The following is a 15,710-nucleotide window of genomic DNA, read 5'->3' as shown; positions in this document are numbered from 1 at the left end:
GCGGGCAGACGGGCAGGGGCCGCTAGCGCGCGACGATCACCGACGAACCGTGTCCGAAGAGTCCCTGATTGGCGGTGACGCCCACCGTCGCGTTCTCCACCTGTCGGCCGGTGGCCTGGCCGCGCAGCTGCCATGTCAGCTCGCAGACCTGAGCGATCGCCTGGGCGGGGATGGCCTCGCCGAAGCAGGCCAGTCCGCCCGACGGATTGACCGGGATCTTGCCGCCGATCTTGGTCGCACCGCTGCGCAGCAGCGCCTCGGCCTCGCCCTTGGCGCACAGCCCGAGGTGCTCGTACCAGTCGAGTTCCAGCGCGGTGGATAGGTCATAGACCTCGGCCAGGCTCAGGTCCTCGGGCCCGATGCCCGCCTCGGCGTAGGCGGCGTCCAGGATCTGGTCCTTGAACACCCGCTCCGGTGCGGCCACAACAGCGGTGGAATCCGTTGCGATATCCGGCAATTCGGGCAGGTGCTGCGGATAGCGCGGAGTGACGGTGCTGACCGCACGCACGGACGGAACGCCGTCGAGTGAGCCGAGGTGCTTACGCGTGAACTCCGCGCTGGCCACGATCAGCGCCGCGGCACCGTCGGAGGTGGCGCAGATGTCGAGTTGCCGAAGCGGGTCGGAGACCACCGGGCTGGCCAGCACGTCCTCGACCGAGGATTCCTTGCGGTAGCGGGCATTCGGGTTCTGCAGGCCGTGCTGAGAGTTCTTGACCTTCACTTGAGCGAAGTCCTCCGACGTCGCCCCGTACAGGTCCATCCGCCGGCGCGCCAGCAGCGCGAAGTACACCGGGTTCATCGCGCCGATCAGGTGGAACCGCTGCCAGTCGGGGTCGTTCTTGCGTTCGCCGCCGACTGGAGCGAACGCGCCTTTGGGAGTGGTGTCGGCGCCGATGACCAGCGCGACGTCGCAGAATCCGGCCAGGATGTGGGCGCGGGCGCTCTGCAGCGCCTGCGAACCGCTGGCGCAGGCGGCGTAGCTCGAGCTGACCGGCACGCCGTTCCAGCCGAGCTTCTGTGCGAACGTCGACCCCGCGATGAAGCCCGGGTAGCCGTTGCGGATGGTGTCGGCGCCGGCGACCAGCTGGATCTGTTGCCAATCCAGCCCGGCCTCCGCCAGCGCGGCCCGCGCTGCGACCACACCGTATTCGGTGAAATCGCGGCCCCATTTGCCCCAGGGGTGCATCCCGGCGCCGAGAATGTACAGCGGTTCGGGAGTACTCATGAGGCCACCTTCCAGGCGTGCACGAGGCGCTCGACGCCGTCGTCATCGGTGAACAGCGGCATGGTGGTCAGTTCCATCTGCATGCCGACCTTCAGGTCCGCCGCCAGCGTGCCCTCGACGACCTTGCCGAGCACGATGATTCCCTCGTTGGCCAGCTCGACCGCGGCGATGGCGAACGGCTCGAACGGGTCCGCCGCGGGGTAGGGCGCGGGCGGGGGATACCGGTTTTCGGTGTAGCTCCACAGCGTCCCGCGGGTCGACAACGCGACGGACTCCAGGGTGTCGCTGGCGCACCCCGGGTTCGGGCAGTTGTTCTCCCGGGGCGGGAAAACATAGGTTCCGCACGCGGGGCACTTGCTGCCGATCAGATGGGGATTTCCGGCGTCGTCGGCGGCGAACCAGCCGTCGATCGCGGCTTGTGTACTGGTGACCTCTGGCACTCGGTCAGACTACCCAGCCCAAACGCAAAACTGAAACGTGTTGCAGTTCTGCCGCGGGGCTGCGCCGATGACTTCGGCGGGCGTCGGAGGTCATAGGAGGTGTGAGGCAAGCGAAGGAGCATCCGATGGTGATCGTCGCGGGATACCTTGTCGTCGAGCCGCAGCGGCGAGACGACTATCTGGCCGGATGTGAGGCCGTCGTGCGGCAAGCCCGCCGGACGCCCGGCTGCCTCGACTTCTCGATCGCCGCCGACCTACTCGATCCGAGTCGCATCGGCATCTTCGAACGCTGGGAGTCGCGGGCCGCCGTCGATGCATTCCGCGGCAGCGGACCCAGTGACGAACAGCAAGGCTTGATCGTGCGCGCGTCGGTTTCCGAGTACGACGTGACCGCCGAGCGGCGGCTCACTTGATGTCACGAGGGGTGCCTAGAGTGTGAGCCGTGAGCACCGCCAGCGAGGAACAGACCAAGCCGACGCTGATGCTGCTGGACGGCAATTCGCTGGCTTTCCGCGCGTTCTACGCGCTGCCCGCCGAGAACTTCAAGACCCGCGGCGGGCTGACCACCAACGCGGTATACGGATTCACCGCGATGCTGATCAACCTGCTGCGCGACGAGGCCCCGACACACATCGCCGCCGCGTTCGACGTGTCGCGGCAGACCTTCCGTTCCGAGCGCTACCCCGAATACAAGGCCAACCGATCGTCGACGCCCGATGAGTTTCACGGACAGATCGACATCACCAAGGAAGTGCTGGGCGCACTTGGCATCACGGTCCTCGCGGAACCGGGATTCGAGGCCGACGACCTGATCGCGACGCTGGCCACACAGGCGGAAAACGAGGGTTACCGCGTGCTGGTGGTCACCGGTGACCGTGACTCCCTGCAGTTGGTCAGCGACGACGTGACGGTGCTGTATCCGCGCAAGGGCGTCAGCGAGCTCACCCGCTTTACCCCCGATGCCGTCGTCGAGAAGTACGGGCTGACCCCCGCGCAGTATCCCGACTTCGCCGCCCTGCGCGGCGACCCCAGCGACAACCTGCCCGGCATCCCCGGCGTGGGGGAGAAGACCGCCTCGAAATGGATCGTCGAATACGGCTCGCTGCAGGGGTTGGTCGACAACGTCGAGTCGGTGCGCGGCAAGGTGGGCGACGCGTTGCGCGCGCATCTGGCCAGCGTGGTGCGCAACCGGGAACTCACCGACCTGGTGAAAGACGTGCCGCTCGCGCAGACGCCGGACACGCTGCGGCTGCAGCCGTGGGATCGCGACCAGATCCACCGGCTCTTCGACGACCTGGAATTCCGGGTGTTGCGTGACCGGCTGTTCGACACGCTGGCCGCCGTCGAGCCCGAGGTCGACGAGGGTTTCGACGTGCGCGGCGGCGCGCTGGACGCCAGCGCCGTAGGCCAATGGCTGGCCGAGCACGCCAGCGACGGGCGCCGCTGCGGGCTGGCGGTGGTCGGTACGCACCTGCCCTACGAAGGGGACGCGACCGCGCTGGCCATCGCCGCCGCCGACGGGGAAGGCGCGTACGTCGACACCGCGAAATTGACCCCCGACGACGACGCCGCGCTGGGGGCGTGGCTGGGCGATCCCGCGAAACCCAAAGCGCTGCATGAGGCGAAGCTGGCCATGCACGACCTCTGGGGCCGCGGCTGGACGCTTCGCGGGGTCACGTCCGACACCGCGCTGGCGGCCTATCTGGTGCGGCCAGGGCAACGCAGCTTCACCCTGGACGACCTGTCGCTGCGCTACCTGCGTCGCGAACTGCGCGCGGAAACACCTGAGCAACAACAACTTTCGCTGCTCGACGACATGGACGAGGCGGGCGGCGTCGACGAGCAAGCGGTCCAGACGGTGATCCTGCGGGCCCGCGCGGTGGTGGATCTGGCCGATGCGCTGGATGCCGAGCTGGAGCGCATCGACTCGACGGCACTGCTGGCCGAGATGGAGCTGCCCGTTCAGCAGGTGCTGGCGCACATGGAAAACGCCGGTATCGCAGTGGATTTGCGGCTGCTGACCGAACTGCAGAGTCAATTCGGCGACCAGATTCGTGATGCCGCCGAGGCCGCGTACGCCGTGATCGGCAAGCAGATCAATTTGGGCTCGCCGAAGCAGTTGCAGGTGGTGCTGTTTGACGAGCTGGGAATGCCGAAGACCAAGCGAACGAAGACCGGCTACACCACCGATGCCGATGCCCTGCAATCGCTGTTCGACAAGACGGAACATCCGTTTTTGCAACATCTGCTCGCCCACCGCGACGTCACCCGGCTGAAAGTCACCGTCGACGGATTGCTCAACTCGGTGGCCGGGGACGGCCGCATCCACACCACGTTCAACCAGACGATCGCGGCGACGGGCAGGTTGTCGTCGACGGAACCCAACCTGCAGAACATCCCAATCCGCACCGACGCCGGCCGCCAGATCCGCGACGCGTTCGTGGTCGGGAAGGGACCCAATGGCCCGATGGCCGAGCTGATGACGGCCGACTACAGCCAGATCGAGATGCGAATCATGGCACACCTGTCACGCGACGAAGGCCTCATCGAGGCGTTCAACACCGGCGAGGACCTGCACTCGTTCGTCGCTTCGCGCGCTTTTGGCGTGCCGATCGAGGAAGTCACCGCCGAATTGCGCCGCCGGGTGAAGGCGATGTCGTACGGATTGGCCTACGGGCTCAGCGCATATGGCTTGGCCGCCCAACTGAAGATCTCCACCGAGGAGGCGAAAGTCCAGATGGACCAATACTTCGCCCGATTCGGCGGAGTGCGCGACTACCTGATGGACGTCGTCGAGCAGGCCCGCAAGGACGGCTACACCTCAACGGTATTGGGCCGTCGGCGCTATCTTCCCGAGCTGGACAGCAGCAATCGCCAGGTGCGCGAGGCCGCCGAGCGGGCGGCGCTCAACGCGCCGATCCAGGGCAGCGCGGCCGACATCATCAAGGTGGCGATGATCGAGGTCGACAAGGCGATCAAGGACGCCGGGCTCTCGTCGCGCATGCTTTTGCAGGTCCACGACGAATTGCTGTTCGAAATCGCCCCTGGCGAGCACGAACAGGTCGAAGCGCTGGCACGCGAAAAGATGGGCGGCGCCTACCCGCTGGACGTCCCGCTGGAGGTTTCGGTGGGCTACGGCCGCAGCTGGGACTCAGCGGCGCACTGAAGCCGGATTAGCGCCGCATTACAGCCCGAGTTTGTCCAGCTTGTGCCCTGTCGAGTAGCCTCAACAGGTAAATCCCGAATTGTCCCTACGACCCCACCTGTCCGGAGCAACCCAACAACATGCCGAGTCCCGCCGTCACCTCGCCCCAAGTAGCCGTCAACGACATCGGTTCCAGCGAGGACTTTCTTGCCGCAATAGACAAAACGATCAAGTACTTCAACGATGGCGACATCGTCGAAGGCACCATCGTCAAAGTTGACCGGGACGAGGTGCTCCTCGACATCGGCTACAAGACCGAAGGGGTCATCCCCGCCCGCGAGCTCTCCATCAAGCACGATGTCGACCCCAACGAGGTCGTTTCCGTGGGAGACGAAGTCGAGGCCCTCGTTCTCACCAAGGAGGACAAAGAGGGCCGGCTGATCCTGTCCAAGAAGCGCGCCCAGTACGAGCGCGCCTGGGGCACCATCGAGGCGCTCAAGGAGAAGGACGAGGCCGTCAAGGGCACCGTCATCGAGGTCGTCAAGGGCGGCCTGATCCTCGACATCGGGTTGCGTGGCTTCCTGCCCGCCTCGCTGGTCGAGATGCGCCGGGTCCGCGACCTGCAGCCGTACATCGGCAAGGAGATCGAGGCCAAGATCATCGAGCTGGACAAGAACCGCAACAACGTGGTGCTGTCGCGGCGGGCTTGGCTCGAGCAGACCCAATCCGAGGTGCGCAGCGAGTTCCTCAACCAGCTGCAAAAGGGCGCCATCCGCAAGGGCGTGGTCTCCTCCATCGTCAACTTCGGCGCGTTCGTCGATCTGGGCGGTGTGGACGGCCTGGTGCACGTCTCCGAGTTGTCCTGGAAGCACATCGATCACCCGTCCGAGGTGGTCCAGGTCGGCGACGAAGTCACCGTCGAGGTGCTCGACGTCGACATGGATCGCGAGCGGGTTTCTTTGTCGCTCAAGGCGACTCAGGAAGACCCGTGGCGGCACTTCGCCCGCACCCACGCCATCGGCCAGATCGTGCCGGGCAAGGTCACCAAGCTCGTTCCGTTCGGCGCGTTCGTCCGCGTGGAGGAGGGCATCGAGGGCCTGGTGCACATCTCCGAGCTGGCCGAGCGGCATGTCGAGGTGCCGGACCAGGTGGTCGCGGTCGGCGACGACGCGATGGTCAAGGTCATCGACATAGACCTGGAGCGTCGCCGAATCTCGTTGTCGCTCAAGCAGGCCAACGAGGACTACACCGAGGAGTTTGACCCCGCGAAGTACGGCATGGCCGACAGCTACGACGAGCAGGGCAACTACATCTTCCCCGAGGGCTTCGATCCGGACACCAACGAGTGGCTGGAAGGATTCGACGCCCAGCGCACCGAGTGGGAGGCGCGCTACGCCGAGGCGGAGCGCCGGCACAAGATGCACACCACGCAGATGGAGAAGTTCGCCGCAGCCGAGGCCGCCGCGCCCAGCGGTGGCGACCAGTCGCCCGGCAACGGCGCTCCCCCCGAGAAGGCCGCCGGAGGGTCGCTGGCCAGCGACGCCCAGCTGGCCGCGCTGCGGGAAAAGCTCGCCGGCAACGCATAATCGCGTTCACGGATGCTGCGCATCGGGTTGACCGGCGGCATCGGCGCCGGAAAATCCGCGCTGTCCGCCACCTTCGCGGAGTGCGGCGGGATCATCGTCGACGGCGACGTCATTGCGCGTGAGGTGGTCCAGCCCGGAACCGAGGGGCTTGCGTCACTTGTAGACGCGTTCGGCGATGACATCCTGCTGGCCGACGGATCGTTGGATCGGCCGGCGTTGGCCGCCAAGGCTTTCGCCGACGACGAGGCCCGCAAGAAGCTCAACGGGATCGTCCACCCACTAGTGGCGAAGCGGCGCTCGGAAATCATCGCGGCCGTCTCGGACGATGCCGTTGTCGTCGAAGACATTCCGCTGCTGGTCGAATCGGGAATGGCGCCGCTGTTCCCGCTGGTGGTCATCGTGCACGCCGACGTCGACGTGCGGCTGCGACGGCTGGTTGAGCAGCGCGGCATGTCCGAAGAGGACGCCCGTGCCCGGATCGCCGCGCAAGCCGACGACGAGCAACGCCGCGAAGTCGCCGATGTGTGGCTGGACAATTCGGGCAGCCAGGCGGATTTGGAGCAGCGGGCGCGCGACGTATGGCACAACCGGATACTGCCGTTCGCCCATAACGTGGCGGAGCGCCAGATCGCCAGGGCGCCGGCCCGGTTGGTGCCGGCCGACCCGGCCTGGCCCGACCAGGCGCGGCGCATCGTCGCCCGGCTGCAGACCGCCTGCGGCCACAAGGCGTTGCGGGTCGACCACATCGGATCGACCGCCGTGCCCGGCCTCGACGCGAAGGACGTCATCGACATCCAGATCACCGTCCAATCATTGGCGGTGGCGGACGAACTCGCCGAGCCGCTGCTGTCCGTCGGATATCCGCGCATCGACGCGATCACGCAAGACGTGGCCCACAGCGACGATCCCGCGTTGTGGCGTAAGCGGATTCACGCGTCGGCCGATCCCGGCCGGCCGACGAATGTGCATCTCCGGGTGGATGGCTGGCCCAATCAGCAGTTCGCGCTGCTGTTCGTGGATTGGCTGACGGCCAACCCCGACGCCCGCGCCGACTATCTGGCCGCCAAGCGCAACGCCGAAAAGCGGGCGAACGGCGACACTGACGCTTACGTTGCGGCCAAGGAGCCGTGGTTTCTCGACGCCTACCGGCGTGCATCGGAGTGGGCCGACTCGACCGGATGGCGGCCCCGCCCGGTCACCTAACCTGGCAGGGGTGCGCCGCACTGCAGCGCACCGCTATTGGGATCGGCATTGCCGAGCGCGGGCCTGACCATTTGGTCGGCCTGCGTGAAAACGTTGTCATCGACGTCGATCTCGCAATGCACGTTCGCGGCGTACGGGAAACGAAGGACGATCCGGAGCCCGGCTTGCGCGGGGTCGGGTAATACGGTGTTGGCTTCGAACACGTTGCCCGGCATCGAAGGAAGGCTGGTGGTGTTGGTCTGGCCGCCGTTGATCACGAAGGTGGCCTGGCTGCCCGTCGTCAGCGCGTCGATCCTGGCTCGGTAGGTGATGTTGTGCAGATCCGCCCGCGCGGTCGCCGGGCTTAGCTGCGCGCCGGCCGCAACCAGTGTCAGGGCGGCGATCGTCATCCCCCTGCGCTTGCTAAGGCTCATAACTGCCGAGATTACCCGGGCTGGCAGCGGGGACACCACACCGATGCCCGGCCCCCCACGCGACGGCGGGTGAGCCGCGTGCCGCAGCGCGGGCAACTCGGGTCCGGCTCGTCGCGCACCCGGGTGAGCCACCGCGGTAGGCCGGGCACCCGGCCGTGTCGCACCGAGGTGCGCAGCACCTGCGTCATCGCGGCGTGCAGGCGCTTGACGTCGTCGGCGTCCAGGTCGGCAACGGGGAGGGTCGGTCGCAGCCGGGCCCGCCAGCAGATTTCGTCGGCGAGCAGGTTGCCGAGGCCCGCAATCACCGACTGGTCCATCAGGGTCGGCTTCAGCCGACCGTGCCGCCCGGACAGCACGTCGCGAAACGCCCTCAGGTCCATGCCCAACGCATCGGGGCCCTGCGGACCCGTCACGTGCGCGATGTCGTCGTCGGAATCGGCCAGCCACACCCCACGCAGCTTGCGCAGATCGGCGTAGCGCAGTTCGCCCTTGTCCAGGGACATCACCAGTCGCTCATAGCCCTTCGGCTCGGCGTCGTCGGCGGCGTAGTACGGGTGGCCGGTCATCCCGCTGTGCACCAGCAGCGTCGGGCCGTCGGTGGGCAGGATCAGCCACTTGCCGTGCCGCCGTGGCGTGCGGAAGCGGTGCCCGGCGCAGCGGCGTCCGAGCGCCGCGGCGGTGGTGTTGCGCAGAATGCCGGGATCGCGAACCTCTACGTGCCGAATGCGGCGGCCGGGCAGCGCGCCGGCAAGCTCGCGCCGAAACCCTTCCACGTCAGGCAGTTCAGGCACGACGTTTCGCCAGCCGCTTCGCCGGGCCGCCCAGCGCGCGCGCATGACGGGACATGTCGGCCCACGGATCACGTTGCCCGGCCAGCCGTTTGGGAACATCGCGGATGGTGAATCGGTCGGCCCTTAGGCCTCGGGCGTCCAATTCATCCCACTCCAGTGGGGTGGCCACCGGTGCACCGGGGCGGGCCCGGACCGAATACGGTGCAACCGCGGTCTGCGCGTACGCGTTTCGCATCACGTCGATATACACCCGGCCGCCGCGCTTGTCCTTGCGCACCTCCACGGTGCGGTGCTTGGGATCGTCGGCCGCGACCACCTCGGCGACGTCGCGGGTGAACTGCCGGGCGGTGTCGAAGTCGGTGTCGGGACGCACCGGGACCACCACGTGTAGCCCGCGGGAGCCGGTGGTCTGCACGTAGCACGCCAGTCCGAGGTCATCGAGCACGCCGGCGGTCGCGCGGGCCGTCGCGCGCACCACCGCGAAGTCGGCGTCGGAGGGGTCGAGGTCGAACACCAGCCGGTCGGGGTTGTGCAGCCGATCCCGCCGCGACTGCCACACGTGCAACGTGATGCAGTTCTGGTTTGCCAGCCAGCGCAACGCCTCTCGGCGGTCGGCCACCGGATGCACAAGGGTGCCGCCCTCCTTGGCGACCTCGGCGCCGCTCATCCAGTCCGGCAGCGAATCGGCGAAATCCTGCTGCACGAACCCTTGTTCGCCGATGCCGCGCGGAAACCGCTGTACGGTCAGCGGCCGGTCGCGCAGATGCGGCAGCATCGTGTCGGCCACCTCGCCGTAGTAGTCGACCAGATCTGCCTTGGTGATCCCTTTTCGCGACGACGGATCCGGGAACAACACCCGATCCGGATGGGTGACTTCGACTTCGACTGGCATCAGTGTGTCTCCCGTACGACGTCTCGGGGGTCCTTGTCGATGCGCAGACCCTGATAGCGCGGGTGGCGCAGCTTGCCGTCACGCGTCCACTCGGTGAACCCGATCTGCGCCACCAGTTCCGGGCGGACCCAGTGCGCGCTCTTCTCGCGCACCAGACCCCGGGTGAACGGCGGCGTGTCCTGCTCGATGGGCGACAGGCGCTCGTGCAGGCTGTGCAGCGTCGCCTCGTCGAAGCCGGTGCCGACCTTGCCGGCGTAGACGAGGTCGCGCCCTTCGTGGTAGCCGAGCAACAGCGCGCCCAACTCGATGCGGCTGCCTTTGGGGCTGGTGTAGCCGCCGACCACGAACTCTTGGTCGCGAACGCATTTGAACTTCAGCCAATTCGGTGAGCGGCGGCCTTCATACGCCGCGTCAGCCCGCTTGGCGATCACTCCTTCGTCGCCGCGGGCGCAGGCGGCCCGGTAGGCGGCGATGCCGTCCCCGACGCGATGCGGCGCATACCGCAGCGGGTCGGTGAAGTCGATCGCATTGCGCAGCAGTCGTTTACGCCAGAGCAGCGGCACCTCGGTGGTGGACATGCCGTCGAGGTGCAGCAGGTCGAACAGGTAGTAGTAGATCCGGATGCGCGACGCCCGGGCCACTTCGGGGTCGGTGATGCCCAGCCGCCCCTGCAGCCGGGCGAAGCTGGTGCGGCGTCCCTCGAACGCCACCACCTCGCCGTCGACGACGAATCGGGTGGTGTGCTGGGCCGCGAGCGCGTCGACCAGTTCCGGGTAGGTTCCGTTGAGCCGCTGGCGATTTCGTGACAGCAGCCGCACCCGATCGCCGTCGCGAAACGCCAGGCAGCGCATCCCGTCGAATTTTCGCTCGAAGATCCAGTGGGGGTCGGAGAAGCGCTTCTCGGTCAGGGTGGCCAGCGTGGGATCTCGCCAGTCCGGCACGGGCTCGTCGTGCAGGGCCGCGCGTACCGGGCCGGGCAACCCGGCGAGCGGGGTCACGACTCGTCCAGGTCGTCGAGCGTGCGGCCGGACAGCACCGATTCCGGCTGACTCTTGACCGGCTTTCGCCGCGCGTCGGCGTCCTCGTCCCTGCGTTTGATCAGCAGCCAGGTCTCGTCCTTGCCCTCCCGGATCCGCGTGAGCGCAAAGCCGCCCTGCAGCTTTTCGCCGTGCAGGCGGAACGAAAGATGGCCGCGGTCAAGGCCTTCCGTCATTTCGTAGTTGGTGGCGTTGGCATAGGTGCCGCGGTCCCAGACGATGACCTCGCCGGCGCCGTATTCGCCGCGCGGGATGACTCCCTCGAACGTCGCATAGTCGAGCGGATGATCCTCGGTGCGGCGCGCCATCCGCCTGTCCTTCGGATTCGTCGACGGCCCCTTGGGGATCGCCCACGAAACGAGCACGCCGCCTATCTCGAGGCGGAAGTCATAGTGATCGCTGCGCGCCGCGTGGTGCTGGATGACGAAAGACGGCCGCTTGTCGGCCTTGCGGCGCTTCGTGCCCCGCTCGCCACGCGGCTCGGGGCTCTTCCCGGTTCGGAGACCGGAGCGCCGTTTGCGCCGATATTCGCTCAGGGGCATTCCGAAGGCATACCCTTCGGCCGGTGCGGAAAACTGCTAGGCGGTGCGCCAGGTGAGTTGCATGCCGTTGCCGGCCAGCCATCGGGCGAGGTCATAGCCGTTGCGGGCCAGGCCGTCGATGGCATCTACCGCGCGCCGCACCGCCCGTTCGGCGACCTCCGGAGTCAGCAGGCCGTGGCGGACGGCGTCGAACAGCTCGTCGACATCGGCCAGCTCGGCTCCCCTCCCGGTACGAACCTCGATGTCGAGGTAGTGGTCTTGCGAGTGCCACGCCCGCGGGCCGGGCGTGTATTCGCCGACGTCGAGGTAGTAGTCATGGTCGCGCTCGTGGCCGGGGTTGAAGTGGAACACCGTGGCGCGCAGGCCCAGCGACGGCAACAGCCACGACTCCAGGTAATGGAACTGGGCCCGGCCCGGGGTGGGCCGGGCGACGTAGAGCCCCCACGGCCGCACTACGTACTCGTCGACGGCCCGCACGATGCCCTTCGGGTCGGTGTTGGTGCGGGCGACCAGGTCGAATGTCTCGTGCTTCGGCGGATGCATGAGTCAGCGGCGCAGCCGGATCTTCCATCGCACAAACCCGGCATAGAACAGCGACAACGCGGCCAGCATGCCCATGTCCAGCAGCCAGATCTTCGGCGTGTGTTGCCAGAACCGGTCCTCGGGGACCAGCGAACCGGGCACCAGGTGGCGCAGGTCGACCGTCGACGCCGCCCCGGCGTAGCCCCATCGCGCAGGCGTGGCAAACGACAGCTGATCGAGCCCCAGCCGCCCGGTCACCGGCACCATCCCGCCGCACAGCACCAACTGCGCCATCACCGACACGACAAACAGCGGCATGATCTGCTCGCTGGAACGGACCAGCGACGAAACGGCCAGCCCGAGCATCGCCGAGGCCACACACGTCGCGGCGACGGTTGCGAACAGCTCGAGGGTGGCGTTCCCCAGCACCACGGCGCCCCGCGTCGGCGCGCCCTTGCCCAACACCACGATCGCCGTGGTAATCGCCGACTGCAGGATTGCGAAGCCACAGAACACCCCGGTCTTGGCCAGCAGGTAGGCCGTGGTCGACAGCCCGACCGCCTGTTCACGCTGGAAGACGGCGCGCTCGCCGACCAGGTCGCGGATGGTCAACGCGGTACCCATGAACGCCGCGGCGGGCAGCAGCAGGCTGAGTATCTGCGCGGCTTCGTCCGGCGTGCCGGCATGCGGGCCCGCGACGTGAAACCCGACGTCGCCGGGCACGGTCAGCGAGAGCGCACCCAGGATGAAAGGCAACAGCGCCAGGAACACGAAGTAGGCCCGGTCGGCGACGACCAGGCGGACCTGACGGCGCGCTACGGTCGAGATCTGGCGCCGCACACTGGTATGCACCGGTGCGCCCAGGTCGCCCGGCTGGTCGGTCTTGTCGAGTTTCTGCGGCCGCCGCTGCGCCTCGGCGCGGGCCAGAAAGCGTCGATTGGCCTCTTCGGGGTCCGCGCCGACGTGGGTGAAGATCTTGGCCCAGTTGGTGGTGCCCATAGCCGCACCGATCTGGTCGGGCGGGCCGCAGTAGGCCGTCTTGCCGCCCGGCGCCACCAACAGCAGCTGGTCGCAGATATCGAGGTAGGACAACATGTGCGTCACCACGATCACCACCCGGCCGGCATCCGCGAGCTGGCGCAGCATCGTCATGACTTGGTGGTCCAGCGCCGGGTCCAGACCCGATGTCGGCTCGTCCAGGATCAGCAGCGACGGCCCGGTGAGCAGTTCCAGGGCGACCGAGGCGCGCTTGCGCTGGCCGCCGGAGAGCTTGTCGACGCGGGTGTCGGCGTGCTTGGTCAGCTCGAGTTCGTCGAGAACCTGCGCGACGACCCTGGCGCGGTCGGACTTGCCGGTGTCCGGAGGAAGGCGTAACTCGGCGGCGTAGCCCAGGGCCTGGTTCACCGTCAGCTGGCGGTGCACCACGTCGTCCTGCGGGACCATGCCGATCCGGCTGCGCAGGGACGCGTACTCGGTGTGGATGTCGTGGCCCTCGAAGCTGACCGACCCGGAGGTGGGGCGGGCGTAGCCGGCGATCAGCCGGGCCAGCGTGCTCTTGCCAGCCCCGGACCCGCCGATCACGGCGGTGAGCGTCCCGGGCCGGGCGGTCAGGGAGATGTCGTCGAGCAACTGCTTGTTGTCGACGACGTACTTCACGCCGCGCACCTCGAGGCCGCCGGTGCGGTTCGCGGCGGCGCTGCGTTCGATCAGGGTGCCGTCGTGGAACACCAGGTCGACGTTGCCGATGGTGACCACGTCGTCCTCGGTCAGGATCGCGGACCCCACGCGGGTGCCGTTGACGAACGTCCCGTTGACGCTGGTGTCGCGGATCTCGGTGCCGAGGTGCGTCTGCACCAGGGTCGCGTGCCGGCGTGAGGCCAGGACGTCGGACACCACGACGTCGCTGTCGGCGGCGCGGCCGATCGTGATGCCGGTGCCGTCCGCCGGCGAGCGGGGCGTCAGGAACTTCACCATGCGCGTGGCGAGGTTGGACACGTCGGCCGTCTTGGCATCGATCACGGTCGATTCGACGTTTGGCGGCGCCGGGTGCGGAGTGGCCAATCTGCCGGCGTTGACGACGGTCCGCTCGTTGCCCGGCGGTCGTCGCGGCGGCCGCACCGGCGGCCGGATCGGATTCGTCCGCTCCTGGGTCGTCGACCACGCCAGCGTGGGAGGCCCGGAATCCGGCACCGCCCTCGTCGGGGATGGCCGGCTGGTCGGCCCGTGTTGCGGGCCGATCGCGAAGGTCAGCCGGGGCCCGTGCGGATTGCCGACGTTGATGCTCTGGCCGTCGTGGATGTCGATGACCGGCATCGGATAGCCGTTGACGTATGTCCCGTTTAGCGAGCCGTTGTCGATGGCCAGCCAGCGGCCTTGATCGAAACGCAGTATCAAGTGCGCGCGCGATATCCGCGGGTCCGGGATGCGTAAGTCGGCGTGCAGGTCGCGCCCGACGACCACCTCATGACCCGCGGCGAAGGAACGTTGGGACCCGTCATGCCGAATGGTCAGCGCGGGCGCGGCGGGTCGACTCACCACACAAGTATCGGCCGTCGCCCGAGTGGGCTCCATGAGAGTCGGCTGTGATTTCACTTTGTTTCGTGTTCACAGCTGTCTCATAACCTCCGGTGGCCCAACGCCTATCCGCGTCCGGCATCATCCGAAAGGGCGCCGGGGGAGGCGCCCGGCCGAGCGCGCTTGAGGGGGCAACCATTGACGGACGAGCAAGACGAGCACAAAGTAACCACCCGGCGCATTGCCGCCGGGCGACGCCTGCTGCGCAACCCGCGGCTGGCCCGAGAGGCGTTGCGCGCGCACCTATTTCGCCGCGCCCCGGCCATCAGCTCGGACCCGAACGAGGGCAGTGGCCCGCGCCTGGCGATGGCCGGCGGCACAAAATTCGCCGGCTACACCATCCTGCGACCGCTGGGCGCCGGGGGGATGGCCGAGGTCTATCTGGCTTTGCATCCCAGGCTGCCGCGGCGCGACGTGATCAAGGTCCTCGCCGAGGCGGTCACCGCGGATCCCGAATTCCGGGAGCGGTTCAATCGTGAGGCCGATCTGGCGGCAACCCTATGGCACCCGCATATCGTCGGCGTGCACGATCGCGGCGAATTCGACGGCCACCTTTGGATTTCCATGGACTACGTCGAGGGCACCGACGCGTCGCGGCTGGTGCGGGAGCATTACGGGGACGGGATGCCTCTCGACGAGGCGTGCGCCGTTCTCGACGCGGTCGCGGGCGCCCTCGACTACGCACACGATCGCGGCCTGCTACACCGGGACGTCAAGCCCGCCAACATTCTGCTCACCCATCCCGAGAACAATGAACGCCGAATCCTGTTGGCGGACTTCGGTGTAGCGCGCCACCTCGGCAGCATCAGCGGTATCACCGAGACCAATGTCGCGGTGGGAACGGTCGCCTATGCCGCGCCGGAGCAGTTGACCGGTGCCAACATCGATGGCCGCGCAGACCAATACGCGTTGGCCGGCACGGCATTTCATCTGCTCACCGGCGCGCCACCGTTCCAGCACTCCAACCCGATCGCGGTGATCAGCCAGCACCTGCACGAGGATCCGCCCCGGCTCAGCGATTACCGTCCGGAATTGGCGCACCTCGACGACGTGTTCGCCAAGGCCCTCGCCAAACGCCGCGAAGACAGGTTCGATCGGTGTCGGGACTTCGCGGCCGCCGTCAGCGAGCGGTTGGACAACGCCGCCACGGCGACCAGCACCGCGCACACCAGCGCGGTCGCCCATCGGGTCCTCGACGAGCATCGGTGGCTCATCGCCGCGACGAGCGCCGGGGCGCCGCGCCGCCGGTGCGTGGCTATCCGAGCCGTGGCGGCGTTGTCCAACCGCTCGCTGACGGCGGCCGCGAAGTCCCGACACCGATCGAACCTGTCTTCGCGGCG

The 15,710-nt window shown here is 67.7% G+C and carries 14 protein-coding genes; 5 read left to right on the top strand and 9 right to left on the bottom strand.

Translation table 11 applies throughout. The features are described 5' to 3' along the window. Positions 1 to 22: 22 nt before the first annotated feature. Positions 23 to 1,225 carry a lipid-transfer protein gene (locus A5745_RS15770; RefSeq protein WP_076064802.1) on the bottom strand — a complete coding sequence of 401 codons (1,203 nt, stop codon included), beginning with the start codon at positions 1,223 to 1,225 and terminating at the stop codon, positions 23 to 25. Then, positions 1,222 to 1,665: a Zn-ribbon domain-containing OB-fold protein gene (locus tag A5745_RS15765; protein ID WP_076064801.1), complete on the bottom strand. Its 444-nt coding sequence runs from the start codon at positions 1,663 to 1,665 to the stop codon at positions 1,222 to 1,224. The genes A5745_RS15770 and A5745_RS15765 overlap by 4 nt, the downstream gene beginning before the upstream one ends. Positions 1,666 to 1,790: 125 nt before the next feature. Between A5745_RS15765 and A5745_RS15760 the strand changes: the two genes are divergently transcribed. The 4 genes from A5745_RS15760 to coaE all read left to right on the top strand — a co-directional run bounded on the left by A5745_RS15760 (position 1,791) and on the right by coaE (position 7,599). Beyond that, positions 1,791 to 2,078: a putative quinol monooxygenase gene (locus A5745_RS15760; protein ID WP_076064815.1), complete on the top strand. Its 288-nt coding sequence runs from the start codon at positions 1,791 to 1,793 to the stop codon at positions 2,076 to 2,078. 68 nt (positions 2,079 to 2,146) lie between these two features. Continuing rightward, positions 2,147 to 4,831, top strand: a complete 2,685-nt coding sequence (gene polA / locus A5745_RS15755) for a DNA polymerase I (RefSeq protein ID WP_139329644.1) — start codon at positions 2,147 to 2,149, stop codon at positions 4,829 to 4,831. A 119-nt stretch (positions 4,832 to 4,950) separates the two neighbouring features. Next, positions 4,951 to 6,396, top strand: coding sequence for a 30S ribosomal protein S1 (gene rpsA, locus A5745_RS15750; protein ID WP_076064799.1), 1,446 nt, complete (start codon positions 4,951 to 4,953; stop codon positions 6,394 to 6,396). Positions 6,397 to 6,408: 12 nt separating this feature from the next. After that, on the top strand, positions 6,409 to 7,599 hold the full coding sequence (gene coaE / locus A5745_RS15745) for a dephospho-CoA kinase (protein ID WP_076117171.1): 1,191 nt from the start codon (positions 6,409 to 6,411) through the stop codon (positions 7,597 to 7,599). On the opposite strand, the gene A5745_RS15740 is transcribed toward coaE, so the two are convergent. The 7 genes from A5745_RS15740 to A5745_RS15710 all read right to left on the bottom strand — a co-directional run bounded on the left by A5745_RS15740 (position 7,596) and on the right by A5745_RS15710 (position 14,367). Beyond that, complete coding sequence (locus tag A5745_RS15740) at positions 7,596 to 8,012, bottom strand: hypothetical protein (protein WP_076117169.1); 417 nt, start codon at positions 8,010 to 8,012, stop codon at positions 7,596 to 7,598. The two genes, coaE and A5745_RS15740, sit on opposite strands and share 4 nt — an antisense overlap. 11 nt (positions 8,013 to 8,023) lie before the next feature. Beyond that, positions 8,024 to 8,803: an Fpg/Nei family DNA glycosylase gene (locus A5745_RS15735; RefSeq protein ID WP_076117192.1), complete on the bottom strand. Its 780-nt coding sequence runs from the start codon at positions 8,801 to 8,803 to the stop codon at positions 8,024 to 8,026. After that, complete coding sequence (ligD, locus tag A5745_RS15730) at positions 8,796 to 9,698, bottom strand: non-homologous end-joining DNA ligase (RefSeq protein ID WP_139329640.1); 903 nt, start codon at positions 9,696 to 9,698, stop codon at positions 8,796 to 8,798. The genes A5745_RS15735 and ligD (A5745_RS15730) overlap by 8 nt, the downstream gene beginning before the upstream one ends. After that, the gene (gene ligD, locus A5745_RS15725) at positions 9,695 to 10,693 is read right to left on the bottom strand and encodes a non-homologous end-joining DNA ligase (protein WP_076117167.1); all 999 of its coding nucleotides are present in this window, start codon (positions 10,691 to 10,693) and stop codon (positions 9,695 to 9,697) included. The genes ligD (A5745_RS15730) and ligD (A5745_RS15725) overlap by 4 nt, the downstream gene beginning before the upstream one ends. Next, positions 10,690 to 11,274 (bottom strand): DNA polymerase ligase N-terminal domain-containing protein, encoded by a 585-nt coding sequence (locus A5745_RS15720; protein ID WP_076117165.1) that lies wholly within the window; start codon positions 11,272 to 11,274, stop codon positions 10,690 to 10,692. Before A5745_RS15720 ends, ligD (A5745_RS15725) begins: the two co-directional genes overlap by 4 nt. A 36-nt stretch (positions 11,275 to 11,310) precedes the next feature. Then, positions 11,311 to 11,751 (bottom strand): DUF402 domain-containing protein, encoded by a 441-nt coding sequence (locus A5745_RS15715; protein ID WP_139329643.1) that lies wholly within the window; start codon positions 11,749 to 11,751, stop codon positions 11,311 to 11,313. Between the two features lie 69 nt (positions 11,752 to 11,820). Further along, positions 11,821 to 14,367 carry an ATP-binding cassette domain-containing protein gene (locus tag A5745_RS15710; RefSeq protein WP_083662945.1) on the bottom strand — a complete coding sequence of 849 codons (2,547 nt, stop codon included), beginning with the start codon at positions 14,365 to 14,367 and terminating at the stop codon, positions 11,821 to 11,823. A 309-nt stretch (positions 14,368 to 14,676) separates the two neighbouring features. On the opposite strand from A5745_RS15710, the gene A5745_RS15705 reads away from it, so the two are divergent. Beyond that, positions 14,677 to 15,710: serine/threonine-protein kinase (locus A5745_RS15705; protein ID WP_371336972.1), on the top strand; the 1,034-nt coding region annotated here is incomplete at its 3' end.

It is taken from the genome of Mycobacterium sp. IS-2888, assembly GCF_001954215.1.
Taxonomy (GTDB): Bacteria; Actinomycetota; Actinomycetes; order Mycobacteriales; family Mycobacteriaceae; genus Mycobacterium.
Note: the sequence above shows the minus strand (reverse complement) of the source record. Positions and strands in the feature narration are given on the sequence as shown.

Excerpts from the sequence above, each read along its gene's own strand:
- A5745_RS15710 (WP_083662945.1), bottom strand. The coding sequence starts at position 14,367 with ATGGAGCCCACTCGGGCGACGGCCGATACTTGTGTGGTGAGTCGACCC.
- A5745_RS15760 (WP_076064815.1), top strand. The coding sequence starts at position 1,791 with ATGGTGATCGTCGCGGGATACCTTGTCGTCGAGCCGCAGCGGCGAGAC.
- coaE (WP_076117171.1), top strand. The coding sequence starts at position 6,409 with ATGCTGCGCATCGGGTTGACCGGCGGCATCGGCGCCGGAAAATCCGCG.
- polA (WP_139329644.1), top strand. The coding sequence starts at position 2,147 with ATGCTGCTGGACGGCAATTCGCTGGCTTTCCGCGCGTTCTACGCGCTG.
- A5745_RS15770 (WP_076064802.1), bottom strand. The coding sequence starts at position 1,225 with ATGAGTACTCCCGAACCGCTGTACATTCTCGGCGCCGGGATGCACCCC.
- A5745_RS15720 (WP_076117165.1), bottom strand. The coding sequence starts at position 11,274 with ATGCCCCTGAGCGAATATCGGCGCAAACGGCGCTCCGGTCTCCGAACC.
- A5745_RS15740 (WP_076117169.1), bottom strand. The coding sequence starts at position 8,012 with ATGAGCCTTAGCAAGCGCAGGGGGATGACGATCGCCGCCCTGACACTG.
- rpsA (WP_076064799.1), top strand. The coding sequence starts at position 4,951 with ATGCCGAGTCCCGCCGTCACCTCGCCCCAAGTAGCCGTCAACGACATC.